At 38.7% G+C, this 18,035-nt stretch carries 16 protein-coding genes; 8 read left to right on the top strand and 8 right to left on the bottom strand.

The annotated features are described in order from the left end of the window. Positions 1-253: 253 nt before the first annotated feature. Positions 254-2,425, bottom strand: coding sequence for a glutamine synthetase III family protein (locus DWA31_RS05425; protein ID WP_114325627.1), 2,172 nt, complete (start codon positions 2,423-2,425; stop codon positions 254-256). Positions 2,426-2,793: 368 nt separating this feature from the next. Continuing rightward, positions 2,794-3,018 carry a hypothetical protein gene (locus DWA31_RS05420; RefSeq protein WP_114325626.1) on the bottom strand — a complete coding sequence of 75 codons (225 nt, stop codon included), beginning with the start codon at positions 3,016-3,018 and terminating at the stop codon, positions 2,794-2,796. Between the two features lie 142 nt (positions 3,019-3,160). Between DWA31_RS05420 and DWA31_RS05415 the strand changes: the two genes are divergently transcribed. Continuing rightward, positions 3,161-3,973, top strand: coding sequence for a virulence factor BrkB family protein (locus DWA31_RS05415; RefSeq protein ID WP_245942497.1), 813 nt, complete (start codon positions 3,161-3,163; stop codon positions 3,971-3,973). After that, on the top strand, positions 3,970-4,407 hold the full coding sequence (dtd, locus tag DWA31_RS05410; RefSeq protein ID WP_114325624.1) for a D-aminoacyl-tRNA deacylase: 438 nt from the start codon (positions 3,970-3,972) through the stop codon (positions 4,405-4,407). Before DWA31_RS05415 ends, dtd begins: the two co-directional genes overlap by 4 nt. Here the strand turns inward: dtd and DWA31_RS05405 are convergent. Further along, positions 4,391-5,194 (bottom strand): class I SAM-dependent methyltransferase, encoded by an 804-nt coding sequence (locus DWA31_RS05405; protein WP_114325623.1) that lies wholly within the window; start codon positions 5,192-5,194, stop codon positions 4,391-4,393. The genes dtd and DWA31_RS05405 overlap by 17 nt on opposite strands. 59 nt (positions 5,195-5,253) lie before the next feature. Between DWA31_RS05405 and DWA31_RS05400 the strand changes: the two genes are divergently transcribed. The 4 genes from DWA31_RS05400 to DWA31_RS05380 all read left to right on the top strand — a co-directional run bounded on the left by DWA31_RS05400 (position 5,254) and on the right by DWA31_RS05380 (position 8,750). Further along, positions 5,254-6,168: a bifunctional GNAT family N-acetyltransferase/hotdog fold thioesterase gene (locus DWA31_RS05400; protein ID WP_114325622.1), complete on the top strand. Its 915-nt coding sequence runs from the start codon at positions 5,254-5,256 to the stop codon at positions 6,166-6,168. Positions 6,169-6,193: 25 nt separating this feature from the next. Next, positions 6,194-7,078: an NAD-dependent epimerase/dehydratase family protein gene (locus DWA31_RS05395; RefSeq protein ID WP_114325621.1), complete on the top strand. Its 885-nt coding sequence runs from the start codon at positions 6,194-6,196 to the stop codon at positions 7,076-7,078. Positions 7,079-7,566: 488 nt separating this feature from the next. Then, positions 7,567-7,815 carry a hypothetical protein gene (locus tag DWA31_RS17025; protein WP_136037976.1) on the top strand — a complete coding sequence of 83 codons (249 nt, stop codon included), beginning with the start codon at positions 7,567-7,569 and terminating at the stop codon, positions 7,813-7,815. Positions 7,816-7,817: 2 nt separating this feature from the next. After that, entirely contained in the window at positions 7,818-8,750 is a 933-nt protein-coding gene (locus DWA31_RS05380) for a tRNA-dihydrouridine synthase (protein ID WP_114325619.1), read from the top strand. A 24-nt stretch (positions 8,751-8,774) separates the two neighbouring features. Here DWA31_RS05380 and DWA31_RS17285 read toward each other — a convergent pair whose 3' ends face one another. Continuing rightward, entirely contained in the window at positions 8,775-8,966 is a 192-nt protein-coding gene (locus tag DWA31_RS17285; RefSeq protein ID WP_210725553.1) for a hypothetical protein, read from the bottom strand. An 84-nt stretch (positions 8,967-9,050) separates the two neighbouring features. Here DWA31_RS17285 and rluF point away from each other — a divergent pair, with 84 nt between their 5' ends. Further along, the gene (gene rluF, locus DWA31_RS05370) at positions 9,051-9,842 is read left to right on the top strand and encodes a 23S rRNA pseudouridine(2604) synthase RluF (RefSeq protein ID WP_114325618.1); all 792 of its coding nucleotides are present in this window, start codon (positions 9,051-9,053) and stop codon (positions 9,840-9,842) included. Positions 9,843-9,939: 97 nt separating this feature from the next. On the opposite strand, the gene DWA31_RS05365 is transcribed toward rluF, so the two are convergent. The 4 genes from DWA31_RS05365 to uvrA form a co-directional block, all read right to left on the bottom strand. Then, entirely contained in the window at positions 9,940-11,835 is a 1,896-nt protein-coding gene (locus DWA31_RS05365; protein WP_114325617.1) for an AMP-binding protein, read from the bottom strand. 134 nt (positions 11,836-11,969) lie between these two features. After that, a complete protein-coding gene (locus DWA31_RS05360; RefSeq protein WP_114325616.1) occupies positions 11,970-12,863 on the bottom strand; it encodes a spermidine synthase in 894 nt (297 codons plus the stop codon). Further along, on the bottom strand, positions 12,856-13,497 hold the full coding sequence (locus tag DWA31_RS05355; RefSeq protein WP_114325615.1) for a fused MFS/spermidine synthase: 642 nt from the start codon (positions 13,495-13,497) through the stop codon (positions 12,856-12,858). Before DWA31_RS05355 ends, DWA31_RS05360 begins: the two co-directional genes overlap by 8 nt. A 148-nt stretch (positions 13,498-13,645) precedes the next feature. Continuing rightward, positions 13,646-16,477: an excinuclease ABC subunit UvrA gene (uvrA, locus tag DWA31_RS05350; RefSeq protein ID WP_114325614.1), complete on the bottom strand. Its 2,832-nt coding sequence runs from the start codon at positions 16,475-16,477 to the stop codon at positions 13,646-13,648. Positions 16,478-16,632: 155 nt separating this feature from the next. On the opposite strand from uvrA, the gene DWA31_RS05345 reads away from it, so the two are divergent. Further along, positions 16,633-17,982, top strand: a complete 1,350-nt coding sequence (locus DWA31_RS05345; protein WP_210725552.1) for an SLC13 family permease — start codon at positions 16,633-16,635, stop codon at positions 17,980-17,982. Positions 17,983-18,035 lie beyond the last annotated feature (53 nt).

Below are 18,035 nucleotides of genomic sequence, written 5' to 3'. Positions count from 1 at the left end.
AAACAGGCGTTCTCGCTTCTTATTACTGATCAAAGTGATGAGAAATAGTAAATTGCATGAGCCGTATACGAGGTCCGTACGTACGGTTCTGTGAGAGGGATGAGGCATGAGCCTCACCCTACTCGATATGTCTGAAATTAATTATGAACTGCTTTACATGGCTATATTAAGAAGTAACAGCTATAAAAAAAGAGCCATATAGGCTCTTTTTATTACTCATTGTTACTACTAAATTGTAGTAAATAAAGCGTTATTATTTGATAAATAACATTTCAGAGTACTTAGGTAGTGGCCATAATTCATCAGCGACTAACAATTCAAGCGCATCACCGTGTACACGAGCTTCTGCCATTAATGGACAAAGCACGTCAGCACTATGTCGCATATGTGCTTCAGTATCGGCAAAGTCATGTTTAACAACTTCACTGTCAATTTTAGCTACTGCTGCCATTAAGCCATTCGCGTGCTCTGCAACTTCTTTAGTGATTGTAGTATCAAATTCAATACCTAAATCTAATACAGAAGATGCTGCGTGCGTTAATTCAGATAAATAAGCTACAGCTGCTGGATAAATCTTAGTTTTAGCTATATCGCTTACTAATTTTGCTTCAACTTCAATTGCTAAGTTATATTGCTCTGCATAGACTTCGTAACGACTTTCTAATTCAACTGCAGATAAAACACCTGTGCTTTCGAATAACTCAATAACTTCTGAAGATTTAAATGCAGGTAATGCATCTGCAGTCGTTGGAATGTTTTTCAAACCACGTTCTTCAACAGCTGCTGTGTGCCACTCTTGTGAATAACCGTCACCGCCAAAAATAGCGTTACCGTGTAATTCCATCAACTCTTTTAATACTGTAATAACAGCAGCAGTTTGATCTTGAGTAGTCAATGCAACTTCTAGTTTCTCAGCAATCCAGTTTAATGAATCAGCAAGCATGGTATTCATCGCTACCAATGGGCCAGATACTGATTGCTCAGAACCTACAGCACGGAACTCAAAACGGTTACCCGTGAAAGCGAAAGGAGATGTACGGTTACGATCGCCTGGATCACGGTCAAAGTTAAGGATTTGGTCAAGACCAAGATCCATCTCGCCGCCATCGGTAGAACCGGTAAGTTTACCTGTTTTAATTTCTTCAAATACTTTTTCTAATTGGTCACCTAAGTAAACAGAAAGAATAGCGGGTGGAGCTTCATTAGCACCTAAACGATGGTCATTACCTGCTGAAGCAATAACAGCACGTAACAATGGACCATGTTTATGTACACCACGGATAACAGCACCACAGAATAATAAAAATTCTAAGTTGTCGTGTGGTGTTTTACCCGGATCTAATAAGTTACCTTGAGTACTGTTACCAACAGACCAGTTAACGTGCTTACCTGAGCCGTTGATACCCGCAAATGGCTTTTCATGTAACAAACATAAGAAACCGTGTTCTTTAGCTGTTTGCTTCATAATAGTCATTAGAAGTTGTTGTTGATCCGCGCCAACGTTTGCTGCTCCGTAATAAGGGGCAATTTCGAATTGGCCAGGTGCTACTTCATTATGGTGAGTTTTAGCAGGGATACCTAAACGGTATAACTTGTCTTCAAAGTCTTGCATGAAAACTTGAACACGTGCAGGGATAGCACCAAAGTAATGATCATCAAATTGTTGACCTTTAGCTGGAGCAGCACCAAATAAAGTACGACCTGCTAATAATAAATCAGGGCGACTGTTTGCAAAATTCTCATCAATTAAGAAATATTCTTGCTCTGGACCTACGCTTGAGTCTAGGTTAGCTATATCAGTTTCGCCCATTAACTTAAGTACTTTTTGTGCCGCTTCATTCATTGCTGAATTTGAACGCAATAAAGGAATTTTCTTATCTAGCGCTTCCCCAGTCCAAGACATGAAAACACTTGGAATCATTAATGTCGCGCCATTAGCGGTATGCTGAATGTAAGCTGGGCTTGTTGGATCCCATGCGGTATAACCACGCGCAGCGTTAGTCATACGTAAACTACCGTTAGGAAAAGAAGAACCATCCGGTTCGCCCTTAATTAACAAGCTACCAGTAAATTCATTTATCGCATTACCTTCAGAGTTAGTCAGAATGAATGCATCATGCTTTTCTGCGGTAATGTTGGTCATTGGGTAGAAAACGTGGGAGAAAAATTTAGCGCCTTTTGATAAAGCCCAATCTTTCATTGCGGCAGCGACAATATCTGCAGTAGCAGCGTCTAGTGCTTCGCCTGAATTAATGGTCTTTTTAATCGATTTGAACGCTTTTTTAGATAATGCATCTTCCATTTTTTGTAAGTTAAAAACATCGGTTGCCCAAATTTGCTTCAACGGGTCAGTCATTTTGCACGACATTGGTGCACGGTTAGTGATTTGATCGATCGCTTGAAGGCGGGTTTGGTTTCCACTCATTTTAGGCTCCTAGGCTTATATATTAAAGGCTGTAAGGTGTCAGCTTATCATTTTTATCAATGTAAATCGTCACTTCTGCATTCTAAATACAATGATTTTACGATTATAAGGCAATAAACAGGCCATAAATTTATCGGTTGGCTGTGTGTTTTTGTGAAATAACTGCCAGAGTAACATCTATTAGGCCGATCTCAGGTTATTTCAATTGGTATTAGTTCTATTTTTAGTCAAGGATAAGCATTGATTCATCAAATTTAGCAGATGTCAGCTTTGCTTATAGGAAGTAATCAAAATATGAATGATTAAGAAGAAACTGATGTGACATTTACCACCGGATCTAGGGCCAAGTTGATGCCTTTACTCTATACTCAATCGCTACTTTTGTATGTTGCGGCATCTATTATTGACCATATGTGAAGTAGCCCTGCAATTATTGCAGGTACAACGAGCCACCATAAAGCATAACCACCGACACAAATAATGGCAAAGATGATAGCGGGCAATATTCTCCCTTGTACAAGCTGCCCTAAACCGGGAAAAAAAACATTACAAATAGCCGCAATAACATTGCCTGTTGAACCTTGACCCGCCATTATATCTCCTAAAAACTTGAATCAACTAGTAAACTTCGAACGACTGTCATAATATAATAATACCGACTAAAAAATAAGTTAATTTTTAGAAAATATGAGTTTACTAAAGGGTTTACAGCATTCTTTACCTTGGCGTCATTATATGTCGTTTTTTCATTATTTACTAAGACGCGTCAAGCAAGAACAATTACAAGTGGTTGCCGGCTATCTATCTTATGTTAGCTTGATGTCGCTAGTGCCTCTGATGGTCGTCGCGCTTTCTGTAGCGACAGCTTTCCCCATTTTTGCAGAAATTCATCAAAGTGTTGAGCAGTTTATTTATGATAACTTTGTGCCAACAGCGAGTGATTTAGTGCAACAGTACTTATCTTCATTTGTTGATAATGCTTCAAAAATGTCAGCGGTTGCTCTTTCGTTTCTATTTGTTGCCGCTTTATTATTGATTTCTGCTATCGATAAAACTTTTAATAATATTTGGCAAGTAACTAAGAAAAGAAGAGTTATTACCTCTTTTTCGATGTATTGGATGATATTGACCTTAGGACCACTCCTTGTCGGGGCAAGTATCGCTATTACCTCGTATATTGTTTCTCTGGTTTCATTAGGAATTGATGATAGTTTTGGCATAACCAGCTTGTTTTTTAGGTTGTTACCCTTGCTGTCTTCTTTGGCTGCTTTTGTGCTGTTGTACATGCTAGTCCCAAATACTAGGGTACCCTTTAAATATGCGTTATCAGGCGCTTTGGTTGCGGCAGTTTTTTTTGAATTTGCTAAGAAAATTTTTGCAATATACTTAACGGCATTTCCTTCTTATCAAGCTATTTATGGGGCTTTGGCTATAGTGCCTATTTTATTCTTATGGGTTTATTTATCTTGGATTATTGTTTTAGGAGGCGCTTTAATTACCGTGTCTTTACAGGAATATGAATTAGAAGCTGAAGGGATAAATAAATGATAGCGTTACTACAACGAGTGAGCAGCGCAAGTGTTACGGTTAATAACCAAGTGATTGGTGAAATTGAACAAGGATTATTAGTGTTTTTAGCGGTTGAGCCACAAGATACTAAAGCTAAAGCAAAGCGTCTTGCCGAGCGAGTTGCAAGTTATCGAATGTTCAATGATGACAATGACAAGATGAACTTGAATGTAAAACAAGTTGATGGCGATATTTTAGTGGTCTCACAATTTACGCTTGCTGCAGACACGAATAGTGGTTTACGTCCCAGCTTTACCACCGCAGCAAAACCCGATTTTAGCAAAAACTTATATGAGTACTTTTGTCAGCAATTACGAGAGCAAGGCTTTAAAGTGCCAACAGGTGAATTTGCTGCAGACATGAAGGTGAATTTATTAAATGATGGCCCTGTGACTTTTACCCTGAGTATTTAAAATCTACTTCGTGACTTACTTCATTACCATATAGCCAAAATTTTCGCCATTGTAAAAATAGCCGATGGGGTAAATAGCTGTTTTTGTTTCGTTTTAATAACTTAAATGTTTGCCAATGCTTAGGGATTAAGTGAATCACAATGTTGAGATAGTTTGGAATATGAAAATAAATAATATTATGTTCGCTAGATAACTGTTGCAACACAGTTAGACATAAATTAACTTCATTGTCAGTTGCATCGGGTAAATTTATAGAAAGGCAACCGTTGCTATCGATGTTGTCGAGTAAACACTCAAGCTGTTTAATTGTTTGATCGAAATCTTGCTCTTTATGTTGGTATACATCAGAAATAAGCCAATCAAGGGGGATTTTTTCTTGTCGCGCTAACCAGTCATTACTATTGCTATGAATGATCTCTATTTTTACTTTTTCAGGGTTAAAATAACGGGTGAAATTTTCGATGACGGTTGAACTATATTCTATGCTTGTTATCGATATATTCGTACAGGTATGAGCTAAAAAACGATCAAGATTTCCTCCACCCAAACCTAGTTCAACAATGTTTTTTGGCTTGAAAAATAATAGAGGTAATAACAGCGCTGTTTGATGTGGTAGTGTTAATTGCCATGGTTTACGTTTATGCATAACACTTTGAATAACCTGCTCACCTTTATCATTGTTAAATGCTAACCAACGAAAATGTTTATTCTCGCTAACTGATAGACTTTCTTCCCCTTGACTTAAATACAGTAATTTTCCTTGTGCTATGTGTTTGGATAATTGCATAATTATTTAAGCGCTCATGAATTGATATAAAAATCGTTAAGTTAATATAAGGATAGCCAATGAATACCCTACGTTCACCTAAAACTGTTGATGAATGGACACAATACTATCAGCTTCGTTGGCAAATACTAAGGAAACCTTGGGAACAAGAGCAAGGTAGTGAGCAAGATGAGTATGAGCAACAAGCCATTCATAAAATGGTTATCACTGATCAAGGTGAGATATTAGCTGTTGGCCGTTTAGAAAAAACGGATAAATTTCAGGGGAAAATTCGTTTTATGGCGGTAAGCGAAACAGCGCAAGGCCGAGGGTTAGGTCAGCAAGTAATTAATGCTTTAGAGCAACAAGCTAGCCAATTGGGTATGAAGGAAATCACGCTAAATGCCCGTGAAGATGCGGTAGGTTTTTATCAAAAATATGGATACAAAAAAGTAAAATTCTCTCATATACTTTTTGATGAAATTAAACATTACACCATGGTAAAAACATTGAGCGGTCATCCTTTACACAAAACGGAACTTGCTCAAACGTTGCAAGATATTTGGCATAAAACAATTCCTTTGAGCAAAGCGATGGAATTAAAAATCAGTTATTATGATGGCAAAAAACTAATGACTTTTTGTGATGCCGATTTTAATCAAAATTTACATCACACTATGTTTGCTGGCAGCATTTATACCTTAGCAACACTAACTGGCTGGGGTTGGGTTTATCTTGCTCTTCAAGCAAAGCAGCAGGAACATAAACAGGATAACTTGCGTGGAGATATTGTGTTAGCAGAGGCTAATATAAAATATCATGCGCCAATTAAAGGGCTAGCTTATGGGCAAGTTGTTCAAAACGATGTTTCAGGACAATTTGATAATTTACTCGAAGGAAAAAAAGTGCGTATTAAGTTGGTAGCGCATGTTTACTGCGGTGAAAAAATAGCGGCAACCTTTAAAGCTAGCTATGTTGTATTGCCTAAGAACTAATAAAAATTAAGAAACAGTGATAATAATGATTAAAAATAAAAAGACACATGCTAAGACTTTTTCTGTTGGTATCGTTGGCTGTGGTTGGCTAGGTAAAGCATTAGCTGCTAGCTTATTAGAGCAGGGTGTCTCGGTACTTGCAACAAGTAGTCAACAAGGTAATGTTGAGCAGTTGCATGAGCAAGGAATAAAGGCACAGCAATTACTATTGCCATCAAACACCACACAACTTAGTCAGCATGATGTTTTTACACAGCAATACTTAGTGATTGCTATTACTCCACAGTTTAAGCAAGGACGGACTGACTACGCGATTAAAGTTGCACAACTTGTTGAAGCCGCGAAACAACGAGGTGTAGTGCAACGGATTATTTTATTGTCGAGTACTGCTGTTTATCAGGGGTTAGAAGGTTTAGTTGATGAAAATACCAAGCTAAATTTAGAAGAACCAGGCTCAGTGAAACCAGGTTCGATAGAAAAAGCACCAATATTAAATAGGGCAGAACAAGCGGTATTGAATTTTCACCGACAAGGAAATGTTTTAAGATTAGCTGGTTTAGTCGGGCCAGCGCGACATCCAGGTAAATTTTTACTGGCTAAAAGAGCGCTGAAAAACTCTACGGCACCGGTTAATTTGATTCATCAACAAGATGCCGTTGGTTTGATATTATCTTTATTAACGTCAGTGGCACCGCAAGGCGTTTTCAACGGAGTTAGCGACACTCATATTACTAAAGCGCTCTATTACCAAACAGCGGCGAAATCACTTGGACTGGAATTACCAACGTTTAGTGTCGATAGTATATTGGATTCTACTCGCATTGTGAGTGGAGATAAAGCCAAACAAGAATTAGGTTATTCATTTATTTACCCAGACCTGCTTGCTTGGTTATATACCCGCTCCACTTGAAGATGCTCGTTTCAGGAAATCTGAGCGATTCATAATCAAGGCGTATTTTTTTATTAAGGGTTATTCAGGAGAATATGCTCCTGCATTCTATAATAACACCATCCATGTAGCGCCCTTAAAATGAAATGCAACGCAGAGTATGATTTGCTCAGCCTTCCCCAAAGGGCTGGTTTAGAAACGCTTTATGCTGCGTTATTGATTTTGAGAAGGGAACAACCATTCTCTTCAATCAATGCCTTGCCTAAAGGCGTTTCTAATTCCAGCTGAATCATGCATCTTCAGGTGGAACGGGTATAATACCAATCACACTAATTATTTGCTCATCTTAAAATGGTCTAAATATCCAATTCCTGCGTTGCGCTCAATCCCAATACTCCCTATTACTCAATTACGCGTCTTGAACTTGAAAATTTATTTTCATTGAATCTTGGTCACTTAATTAATCTGAATGGTATAATAGCATTTGTTGAAATTTCCCTGGACTTATTGTGCATTTATTCTCGACCACCTTTCTTGCGAACCATCGATTTAAGTTGTTATTTGTTGTTATCTGGCTACATGTTTCCGTACTCGATCTTTTTTATATTACCTATAATGGCCCAGTTTTTTTATGGCAAGACAACGCTCAATTACTTACGTTAGTGGTACATTTTTCAATTGCTCTTGCTACGACAGGTTTATATAAAATAATGTCTAAAGCCCGAGTAAACAAATCTCAAGAATTAAGTAAGCAATAAAGATGAGAGTTGTATTGGCACCGATGGAAGGTGTACTTGATCATATCATGCGTGATTTGCTAACAAAGATTGGTGGCTATGATCATTGTGTGACTGAGTTTGTTCGTGTTGTTGATCAATTAATCTCTGACCGTGCCTATTTTCGTTTGTGCCCTGAATTAAAAAATGCGACAGCTTATGGCGCTACCACCGAAGCAGGTACACCAGTACGAGTACAATTACTTGGACAACATCCGCAATGTATGGCTGATAATGCCGCTAAAGTGCTAGAGCTTGGCTCTCATGGGGTTGATATTAATTTTGGCTGTCCGGCCAAAATGGTGAACAAAAACTGCGGTGGAGCAGTATTACTTAAAGACCCTGAAAATCTATATCGAATTGTTACAGCGGTCAAAGCTGCTGTCCCTCATGATGCCATTGTAAGTGCCAAAATTCGTTTAGGTTATGAAGATAAAATGCTTGCGATAGAAAATGCGCAAGCAATTGAAGCGGCTGGCGCCAGTGAACTCACCGTTCACGCACGTACTAAACTAGAAGGTTACAGGCCACCTGCTCATTGGCATTGGATTGCTAAAATAAAACAAAATATAAATATTCCGGTAATCGCCAATGGCGATATTTTCACCTTGAAGGAAGCACAAAAATGTCGAGAAATATCTGGCTGTAACGATATTATGGTAGGAAGAGGGGCATTGATGCTACCTAATTTAGCACAGGTCATAAAACAAATAGCGCCTGCAATCCCTTGGTACGAGGTGCAAGCGTTACTGCTTAAATATACTGAATGTGAAACCTATGGCGATAAAAGTAAATATTACCCTAACCGAATTAAACAGTGGCTTAAATATTTAAAGTTACAATATGTTGAAGCAGACGAGCTGTTTCAACAGGTTCGTACTCTTAAGACAGCTGAAGCGATAAGAGAATTACTGTAATCGCGAAGATCAACAGCCCCTAAATTACGGCATACTTAAATGTACTAAATGACTTTTAGATCGAGTCGGTAAATTAGACAAAACTCCATCTACACCTAATGCTTGCATGGTTTTAATCTCCTCAATGCCATCAACATTCGCATCCAATTTCGCTTTGATTGCGCGAAAGGTGTTCTCTGGTTCAGCACCGCTAGCGCCACGATGAGCCTTGATCATGATTCACTCAGGCATCCTGAAACTCGCATTTTGGAGTGGCTTGGGTATAATAGCAATAATATCTAATGCACTCATATAAATACAATGACTGATAATTCTGCAAACGAAAAACGCCTCAATAAGTATATTAGTGAATCAGGTTTCTGTTCACGTCGTGGTGCTGACAAATTAATTGAAGCTAGTCGCGTTACCATTAATGGTAAAATACCTGAACTTGGTACTAAAGTTCAGCCGGGTGATGTGGTAAAAGTTGATGGTAACGCTATTGCCGCGAGCGCCAAAAATAAATCGGATCGTATTTATATTGCTTATAACAAACCCATCGGCATTACTTGTACAACGGAAAGTCATGTGGGGGGTAACATCATTGATGCTATTGGTCACCGGACACGTATTTTCCCTATTGGTCGATTAGACAAACCCTCTGAAGGATTAATTTTTTTAACCAGTGATGGTGATATTGTTAATAAAATATTACGCGCTGAAAATGCACATGATAAAGAATATATCGTTACCGTAGATAAGCCTATCAGTGAGCGATTTATTGAACGAATGTCTCGCGGCGTACCTATTCTAGGTACCATTACTAAACCTTGTATTGTTAGAGTAGAAAGCCGTTTTGTCTTTACTATTATTCTAACGCAAGGCTTGAATCGACAAATTCGTCGTATGTGTGAATACTTAGATTATGACGTTAAAAAATTAAAGCGTTCTCGTATTATGAGTGTTGAACTTGGTCAACTTAAATCAGGACAGTGGCGAGACTTAACAACGGCTGAAATGAGTGAAATAAATCAAGCAGTCGCTAGCTCAAGTAAAACAGCCGATGAAACTATAACCAGTCAGAAAAACCTACCAAGCAATCCTTGGATATAAAGTTTAAGTAGCTGAAGTAATAACAGGGTCTATTAATTTTATTTCCATTGAATAAAGTGCTGCTAGCTAAAACTTTCTAACTAGCAGCAAATGAATATTAGCCTGTTATATTGACTAACCTAGGCGTTAATTCTTCCAGTACTTGAGGGTCTTCAATCGTTGAAGGAATATCTATTTGCTGACCATCTATCATTTGTCGTAAGGTTTTACGTAAGATTTTACCTGAACGGGTCTTAGGTAAGCGCTCAACGATAATTAAGGCTTTTAATGAAGCAATAGCCCCTATATCGCTACGTACTTTAGTTTTTAATTCTGAAATTAATTCATCATCACTCAGTGACACGCCATTTTTAATCACGACTAAACCAAAGGGTACTTGACCTTTTAATGAATCGTTAATGCCGACTACCGCACATTCAGCTACCGCAGAATGGCCAGAAATTGATTCTTCCATCTCTCCTGTTGATAATCGATGACCAGCAACGTTTATAACGTCGTCCGTACGTCCCATAATAAATAGGTAGCCATCATCATCAAAAAAGCCACCATCGCCAGTAACATAATAACCAGGGTGAGTTGATAAATAACTTTCTTTAAAGCGTTTTTCATCTTTGTAAACAGTAGTCAAGCAACCAGGAGGCATAGGTAGTTTTATCGCGACAGTACCTTGTTGATTAGCAGGTAAAGCTTCACCATAGGCATCTAAAATTTCAACGTTATAACCTGGAACAGCAAAACCTGAAGAACCGGCTTTGGTTAACATTAATTCTTCACAGCTGCCATCAGCAAAAGGGGTGCTTGCAATAGACCAACCTGTTTCTGTTTGCCACCAGTGATCAATAACAGGTATTTGTGTTTTGTCTTTGAGCCAATGGTATGTGGCGGGATCCAAGCGTTCACCAGCAAGATATAATCGTTTTAAATGCGATAAATCATAATTTTCCATTAGCGCAGCATCAGGGTCTTCTTTTGCGATAGCACGAAATGCCGTTGGTGCACTAAACAATGCATTTACTTTATATTCTTCACAAACACGCCAAAAAGCACCAGCATCAGGGGTTCTAACCGGTTTTCCTTCATATACAATAGTGCTACAACCCGCTAAAAGAGGACCGTAGACAATGAAAGAATGACCAACAACCCAACCTACATCTGAAGCAGCCCAGAAAGTATCGCCTGCTTTCATGCCGTAAATATTTTTCATGCTATACAGCATTGCAACGGCATGACCACCGTGATCTCTAACCACACCCTTTGGTTTTCCTGTGGTACCTGAAGTGTATAAAATATAAAGAGGATCAGTACTTTTTACACTAACAGCTGCTATGGCTTCAGCATCGTTCATTAGTGCTTGCCAATCTTGGTCTCGCTCACTACTCATATCAGCCGTTAATTGTTCTCGTTGGTAAACAATGCAACTGCTTGGTTTATGATTTGATAGCTCAATGGCGTCATCGAGTAATGGCTTATAAGGAATAACTTTAGAAATTTCAATACCACAACTGGCACTGACAACAACTTTAGGCTCTGCATCGTCAATACGGATAGCAAGCTCTTTAGCGGCAAAACCACCGAAGACCACCGAATGAACAGCGCCAATTCTAGCACAAGCTAGCATAGCGATAACGGCTTGTGGGATCATCGGCATATAAATAAGTACACGATCACCTTTGACTACTTGCTGCTTTTGTAAAACATCAGCAAACTTTGCCACTAATTCAGTTAATTCGAGAAAAGAGAATGTTTGTTTTGCGCCTGTAACGGGCGAATCATAAATGAGTGCAGTTTGCTCACCACGGCCTTGCTCAACATGATAATCTAATGCTAAATAGCTAGTATTGAGTTCGCCATCGGCATACCAATCTGTCCATCCGCTATCATTTGTCGACAATATTGTTTTTGGTGCTTTATACCAAGAAACAAGTTCTGATTGCTCTAACCAGTATGACTCTGCTGAATTCTTCGCTTTTTCCTGCTGTTCTTTGAAGCTCATGAGTTGCCCTTATGTGTTGTGTTTTATGGCTGTTATTATAGAAGTGTCGACAAAACTGAACAATTAGACCTTTGGCTAATATATATACTCGAACTAGCCTGAGCTATTGTTTTTAGGTTATTTGAGTATAACCGTTACTGCGTGTTGAGTAAGTTAACGGGAGAAAACTGATCGGTAAGTAAGCGAGTGCTTTTAGGCCAGTTTTGTTCTATTCCAGTAAAATAAATCTTGTTATAAAGCGAATAAATATCTACACCGTATTTGAGTAACGTCGAGTTAAGTTGCTTGATATTATTTTTATTAAGGCTGTTAACGGCAAAACCATTTCGGTTAACAATAATAATACGGTTAGCATTATCTTGGTTGTTTACTTGATAAAAATCACCAAACACAGCTTTATAGGTTGCAGATTCATGCGCGTATAATTCACTTAAAGAAAAAGTGTTTGCACTGATTACGCCATCTTTACTAAGTAGCGCTTTAGCTTCTTGTAAAAACTCTTTCGTCATTAAATGCTCAGGAATATAGTCGCCATTAAAAGCATCGAGAATAATCCAATCGTATTGTTGTTTTTTTAATAAAGCGCGTTTGATGTAAATACGACCATCTTGGTTATACGTTTTTACGTTATCATTTTCAAAAAATTCAAAGTATTCGCGCGCAACTTTTATCACGGCTTGATCTATCTCAACATTATCAATTTGGCTTTGTGGGTAAAGTTGCGCCAAAGTATTAGACATAGTGCCGCCACCTAAGCCAATAATTAAAATGTGCTTTGGCTCAGGCATGACTAATAAGCTGGCCATTAACAACTTAGTATAATTAAAGACTAATTGCTCTGGTTGGCTTTTTAAGAAACAGCTTTGTTGGGTTTTAGTGCTTCTAACATTAAACTTTAAGCAGCGTAAATCATCATTATCTTCAACTAGTATGTTGCGATAAAGCGAACGTTCTTGATGGATAACCTGCGCCTGAGCGATGCTAATGAGGGAACATAAACTTAACCAGAAAAGTAATTTTTTAGCCATGAGTTTGCTCCATTTGATGTAAACCTTTCGTTTTACTAACCAGTATCGCCAACAACCCTAAGCTAGCAAGTGCTGTGGTAAAACCAAAAATGATGATATTAATATCAAACCATAGCACTAAATAAAATGAGGTAGTAATAGTGCCCAACGCACTGCCTAAGGTTGAAATAAAGTAAAGTTTTCCGGCAACTTGTCCACTTTCATTAGAATTTTTAACTAATAAACGTACAGAGTAGGGGGATAACATTCCTAAAATAACAGTAGGAATAAAAAACAATGCCATTGAGGCTAATAATGAACCGTAACGAGAGTCTTCAACAGTAATAAATATTCCTTCCATTAGCCATTGGCTTGATAAGGCAATAGGGAGCAGTGCGATGGCGGCGAATAGGAATATAGTGCCATATATAGCAAGAGAGGCAGAGCGAGTCGAAAGCTTACCACCAAACAAGTAACCTAAAGAGAGACTTAACATAAAGACAGTAATGATACTGCCCCATATATGTACTGAACTACCAAAAAAAGGCGCTAAAATCCGGCCACCCAATAGCTCAATACCCATAATGCAAAAACCACTGGTAAAAGCGAGTAAGTAGATGAAGGTATTTGGAAAACCTTGTTTTTGAATAGTCATTATCAGTGGTTTATTCCCTATTCTTAAGGATTAAAGGAGTATAAACCAGACTAAGCTATTTTACTGACATTTGGTAGTGTACCGATATAAAGTCACCAATAGGGCATACTGTTTAATAAACCGTATACCCATCTTTTCATCACGCCAATTAATTTTTATCTAGTAAGGTTTTCAAGAAACGAGCGGTGTGTGATGTTTGATGCTTTGCAACTTGCTCTGGCGTACCGGTGACTAAAATTTCACCGCCGCCGGAGCCTCCTTCTGGGCCAAGATCAATAACCCAGTCAGCTGTTTTTATTACATCTAAGTTATGCTCAATTACTACAATAGTATTACCATGATCACGTAACCGATGAATCACTTGCAATAACTGTTTAATATCATGAAAGTGTAAACCTGTGGTTGGCTCATCTAAAATATATAAGGTTTGACCGGTATCGCGTTTTGATAGCTCTTTCGATAATTTAACCCGTTGTGCTTCACCACCAGAGAGGGTTGTTGCTGATTGACCAAGTTTCACATAAGTTAAGCCAACATCCATCAGCGTTTGTAACTTACGTTTTACTGCAGGAATAGCCTTGAAAAATTCAAAGGCATCTTCGATAGTCATATCCAATACCTGATGAATATTTTTACCTTTATAGAGTACCTCTAATGTTTCGCGATTGTAGCGTTTACTTTTACAGACATCACAAGGCACGTAAACATCTGGTAAAAAGTGCATTTCTACCTTAATTAAGCCGTCACCTTGGCAAGCTTCACAGCGACCGCCTTTTACATTAAAACTAAAGCGACCCGGTTTATAGCCACGTGATCGTGACTCTTGAGTCGCGGCAAAAATATCACGAATAGCCGTGAATATGCCTGTGTAAGTGGCTGGATTTGAACGTGGCGTTCTACCAATGGGGCTTTGGTCAATATCAATAACTTTGTCTAAATGTTCTAAGCCAGTAATGCTTTTATAAGGCGATGGTTCGTCAAGCGTTGCACCGTTAAGTTCAATGTGCGCTAACTTGTATAAGGTATCATTGATTAAGGTTGATTTACCCGAGCCAGAAACACCAGTAATACAAGTCATTAAGCCGTTAGGAATAACTAAATCAACGTTTTTTAAATTATTGCCACTAGCACCTTTTAATTTAACTACATTTTTCTTATTAAAGGGATGGCGTTTTTTCGGGATTTCAATTCGCTCTACGCCAGAGAGGTATTTTCCGGTAAGTGAGTCTTTACACTTTAAAATGTCGTCTATTGTACCTTGGGCGATAATTTCACCACCATGAACCCCCGCGCCAGGGCCTATGTCAATGACAAAGTCAGCGGCACGAATGGCGTCTTCATCATGTTCAACCACAATGACAGTATTGCCTAAATCACGTAAATGAATAAGTGTGCTTAATAATCTTTCGTTATCTCGTTGATGCAAGCCGATTGAAGGTTCATCTAAAACATACATAACGCCAACTAAACCGGCGCCAATTTGACTGGCTAAACGAATACGTTGAGCTTCCCCACCTGATAAGGTATTGGCTCCGCGAGATAAGTTTAAATAGTTCAAGCCAACATTGACTAAAAAGCCTAACCGTTCATTAATTTCTTTTAGAATTTTTTCAGCAACTTGACCTTTTTGTCCTGTTAACGTTAAGCCTTCAAAGAAAGCTAAGGCGTCGCTAATGGCAAATTCTGCGACAACGGGTAATGGTGTATCAGCAATAAATACATTACGTGCTTCTAATCGTAAGCGACTACCATTACAGTCGGGACAATGTTGACTGTTTAAATATTTAGATAATTCTTCGCGTACCGCATTTGATTCGGTTTCTTTATAGCGGCGTTGCATATTATTAATGATGCCTTCAAATGGGTGCTTGCGTAGTACCACATCACCGCGGTCGTTCATGTACTTAAATTCAATTTCTTGTTTGCCACTACCATAGAGTACAACCTTTATTGCCTCATCGCTTAGGCGGTTAAAAGGCTTATCTAAGGAAAATTTATAGTGTTCAGATAACGCTTGCAGCATTTGAAAATAGTAAAAATTACGTTTGTCCCAACCACGTATTGCGCCGCCAGACAGGCTTAATTGATCATTAGTGATAATGCGTTTAGTATCAAAAAATTGTTCAATACCTAAGCCATCACAGGTTTTACAAGCGCCAGCAGGGCTGTTGAATGAGAACAATCGTGGCTCTAATTCTTGCATGCTATAGCCACAGCGAGTGCAAGCAAAATTAGCAGAAAAGAGTAATTCCTCTCTTTCTGGCTCGTCCATAAAAGCAACGTTTGCCGTGCCAGCAGTTAATGCCAACGTGGTCTCAAAAGACTCGGACAAACGTAATTGAATATCAGGGCGTACTTTAAGGCGATCAACCACTACTTCAATGGTATGTTTTTTATGAAGTTCTAACGTTGGAGGATCTGATAAATCGCAAACTTCGCCATCAATACGGGCGCGAATAAAGCCCTGTGCGGCAAGGTTATCAAGTAATTTTACATGTTCACCTTTGCGATTTTGTAATACTGGCGCAAGCAGCATTACTTTAGTGCCTTCTTCAAGCTCTAAAACTTTGTCAACCATTTGTGACACCGTTTGTGCGGCTAATGGTTGTTTATGTTCAGGACAACGAGGTTCGCCAACGCGGGCATAAAGCAGCCTTAAATAATCATAAATTTCGGTAATAGTACCCACGGTTGAGCGAGGGTTATGTGAGGTTGATTTTTGTTCAATAGAGATGGCTGGTGATAAGCCTTCAATGTGATCTACGTCTGGTTTTTCCATTAGTGATAAAAATTGACGCGCGTAGGCAGATAGCGACTCAACATAACGGCGCTGTCCTTCTGCATATAGCGTATCAAAAGCCAGTGATGACTTACCTGAGCCAGAAAGTCCTGTGATCACCACGAGTTTATCACGAGGGATCGTTAAACTAATATCTTTAAGGTTGTGGGTACGAGCCCCTCTGACTTCAATGTTTCTCATTTTTATCCACTAATTTATGCGCAAAAAATAACAGCCGAATATTATGGCATAAATCAAACATTTTGTTCAGTTGATAAACACTTTTATTTTTGAATTCACATGGGTATAACGATGTAATATCATTAAGGAAAGGACAAATACATAAGGTAAACTCATTGGATACGAAAAAAATCAATATGCTGTTGTCGTTTGTGTTTGCTTTTAGCATTGTAAGTACTGTTGAGGCAGCGCCGCAAGTTCAGCAGGGTTTAGCTATTTTTGTCGCTATTGCCTGGTTATGGATAACACAGGCATTGCCTATTAGTACTACCGCGTTATTAATTCCTGTTTTAGCTATCGTTAGCGGACTATTGCCAGCAACACAAGCATTTGCCAATTTTGCTAGTCCCGTTATTTTTCTGTTTATGGGGGGCTTTGCGTTAGCTGCTGGGCTGCAAAAATATTCGTTAGATAAGTTGTTTGCTGTGAAAATGCTATCTTTATCAAGTGGAAGACCCTTGTTTGCCGTATTATTGTTATTTTTGACTACGGCGTTACTTTCTATGTGGATAAGTAATACTGCTACGCTTGCTTTAATGCTACCTATCGCTTTGGGGTTGTTATCCGCTCAGAAAGCGAATAATCCGAATGAAAAAAATCAAGCTAACGTGTATGTTTTTGTTTTATTGGGGCTTGCGTATTCAGGAAACCTTGGTGGTATGGCAACACTCATTGGTAGCCCACCTAACGCAATCGCTGCTTCGGCTGCTGGTTTTAGTTTTGCGGACTGGCTCAAGTGGGGCATACCCATGTTTGCCTTGTTATTTCCTTTGATGATATTGATATTGTTTATTCTTTTTAGACCTAAATTTTCTAATCACATTGAGTTAACGTTACCTGTGGTGGAATCGAGTTGGCAACGCAATCTCGTTATTGCTATATTCTCATTAACCGCTTGTGGTTGGGTTTTTAGTGCACCATTAGCAACATTTGTGGGAGTTAGTAGTGGTTTTGATGGCATGTTAGCGGTTACAGCTATTGTGTTATTAACGGGGTCAAAGTGTTTATCATTTGATGAGTTCATTAAAAAAACCAACTGGGGAATTTTAATCTTGTTCGGTGGCGGTTTAACCTTAAGTGCTTTGTTAAAAACATCAGGGGCAAGTTTGTGGTTGGCGAATGTTATCAGTAGTAATTTACCTGCGGATAATACCTGGTTTGTTTTAGTCATTATTTGTGTTTTTGTTATCTTTTTAACTGAGCTTGTCAGCAATACTGCTAGTGCAGCCTTATTAGTTCCGCTGTTTATGACAGTCGCAATCGAGTTACATTTACCTCCTGCAGGCATTGCGGTAATGATTGCTTTATGTGCTTCATGCGCTTTTATGTTGCCAGTGGCCACACCACCTAATGCGATTGTGTTTTCATCAGGTTTAGTCCCACAAACGCAAATGATGCGCGCAGGTTTAGTACTTAATTTGGTTATAGCTTTAGTTATTGCCACCGTTGCTTTTTTCTTGTTCTGATGTAGATCATTTTTTTGTCGTGAATAGCATGGTAAACTATCGCGATTTTTAAG

The sequence above is a fragment of the Candidatus Colwellia aromaticivorans genome, assembly GCF_003333305.1.
GTDB classification, from domain to species: Bacteria; Pseudomonadota; Gammaproteobacteria; order Enterobacterales; family Alteromonadaceae; genus Colwellia; species Colwellia aromaticivorans.
This window is presented reverse-complemented; position numbering and strand designations above follow the sequence as displayed.

Bases quoted from the DNA above. Each gene is read 5' to 3' on its own strand.
- DWA31_RS05425 (WP_114325627.1), bottom strand. From the start codon at position 2,425: ATGAGTGGAAACCAAACCCGCCTTCAAGCGATCGATCAAATCACTAAC.
- DWA31_RS05420 (WP_114325626.1), bottom strand. From the start codon at position 3,018: ATGGCGGGTCAAGGTTCAACAGGCAATGTTATTGCGGCTATTTGTAAT.
- DWA31_RS05415 (WP_245942497.1), top strand. From the start codon at position 3,161: ATGTCGTTTTTTCATTATTTACTAAGACGCGTCAAGCAAGAACAATTA.
- dtd (WP_114325624.1), top strand. From the start codon at position 3,970: ATGATAGCGTTACTACAACGAGTGAGCAGCGCAAGTGTTACGGTTAAT.
- DWA31_RS05405 (WP_114325623.1), bottom strand. From the start codon at position 5,194: ATGCAATTATCCAAACACATAGCACAAGGAAAATTACTGTATTTAAGT.
- DWA31_RS05400 (WP_114325622.1), top strand. From the start codon at position 5,254: ATGAATACCCTACGTTCACCTAAAACTGTTGATGAATGGACACAATAC.
- DWA31_RS05395 (WP_114325621.1), top strand. From the start codon at position 6,194: ATGATTAAAAATAAAAAGACACATGCTAAGACTTTTTCTGTTGGTATC.
- DWA31_RS05380 (WP_114325619.1), top strand. From the start codon at position 7,818: ATGAGAGTTGTATTGGCACCGATGGAAGGTGTACTTGATCATATCATG.
- DWA31_RS17285 (WP_210725553.1), bottom strand. From the start codon at position 8,966: ATGATCAAGGCTCATCGTGGCGCTAGCGGTGCTGAACCAGAGAACACC.
- rluF (WP_114325618.1), top strand. From the start codon at position 9,051: ATGACTGATAATTCTGCAAACGAAAAACGCCTCAATAAGTATATTAGT.
- DWA31_RS05365 (WP_114325617.1), bottom strand. From the start codon at position 11,835: ATGAGCTTCAAAGAACAGCAGGAAAAAGCGAAGAATTCAGCAGAGTCA.
- DWA31_RS05360 (WP_114325616.1), bottom strand. From the start codon at position 12,863: ATGGCTAAAAAATTACTTTTCTGGTTAAGTTTATGTTCCCTCATTAGC.
- DWA31_RS05355 (WP_114325615.1), bottom strand. From the start codon at position 13,497: ATGACTATTCAAAAACAAGGTTTTCCAAATACCTTCATCTACTTACTC.
- uvrA (WP_114325614.1), bottom strand. From the start codon at position 16,477: ATGAGAAACATTGAAGTCAGAGGGGCTCGTACCCACAACCTTAAAGAT.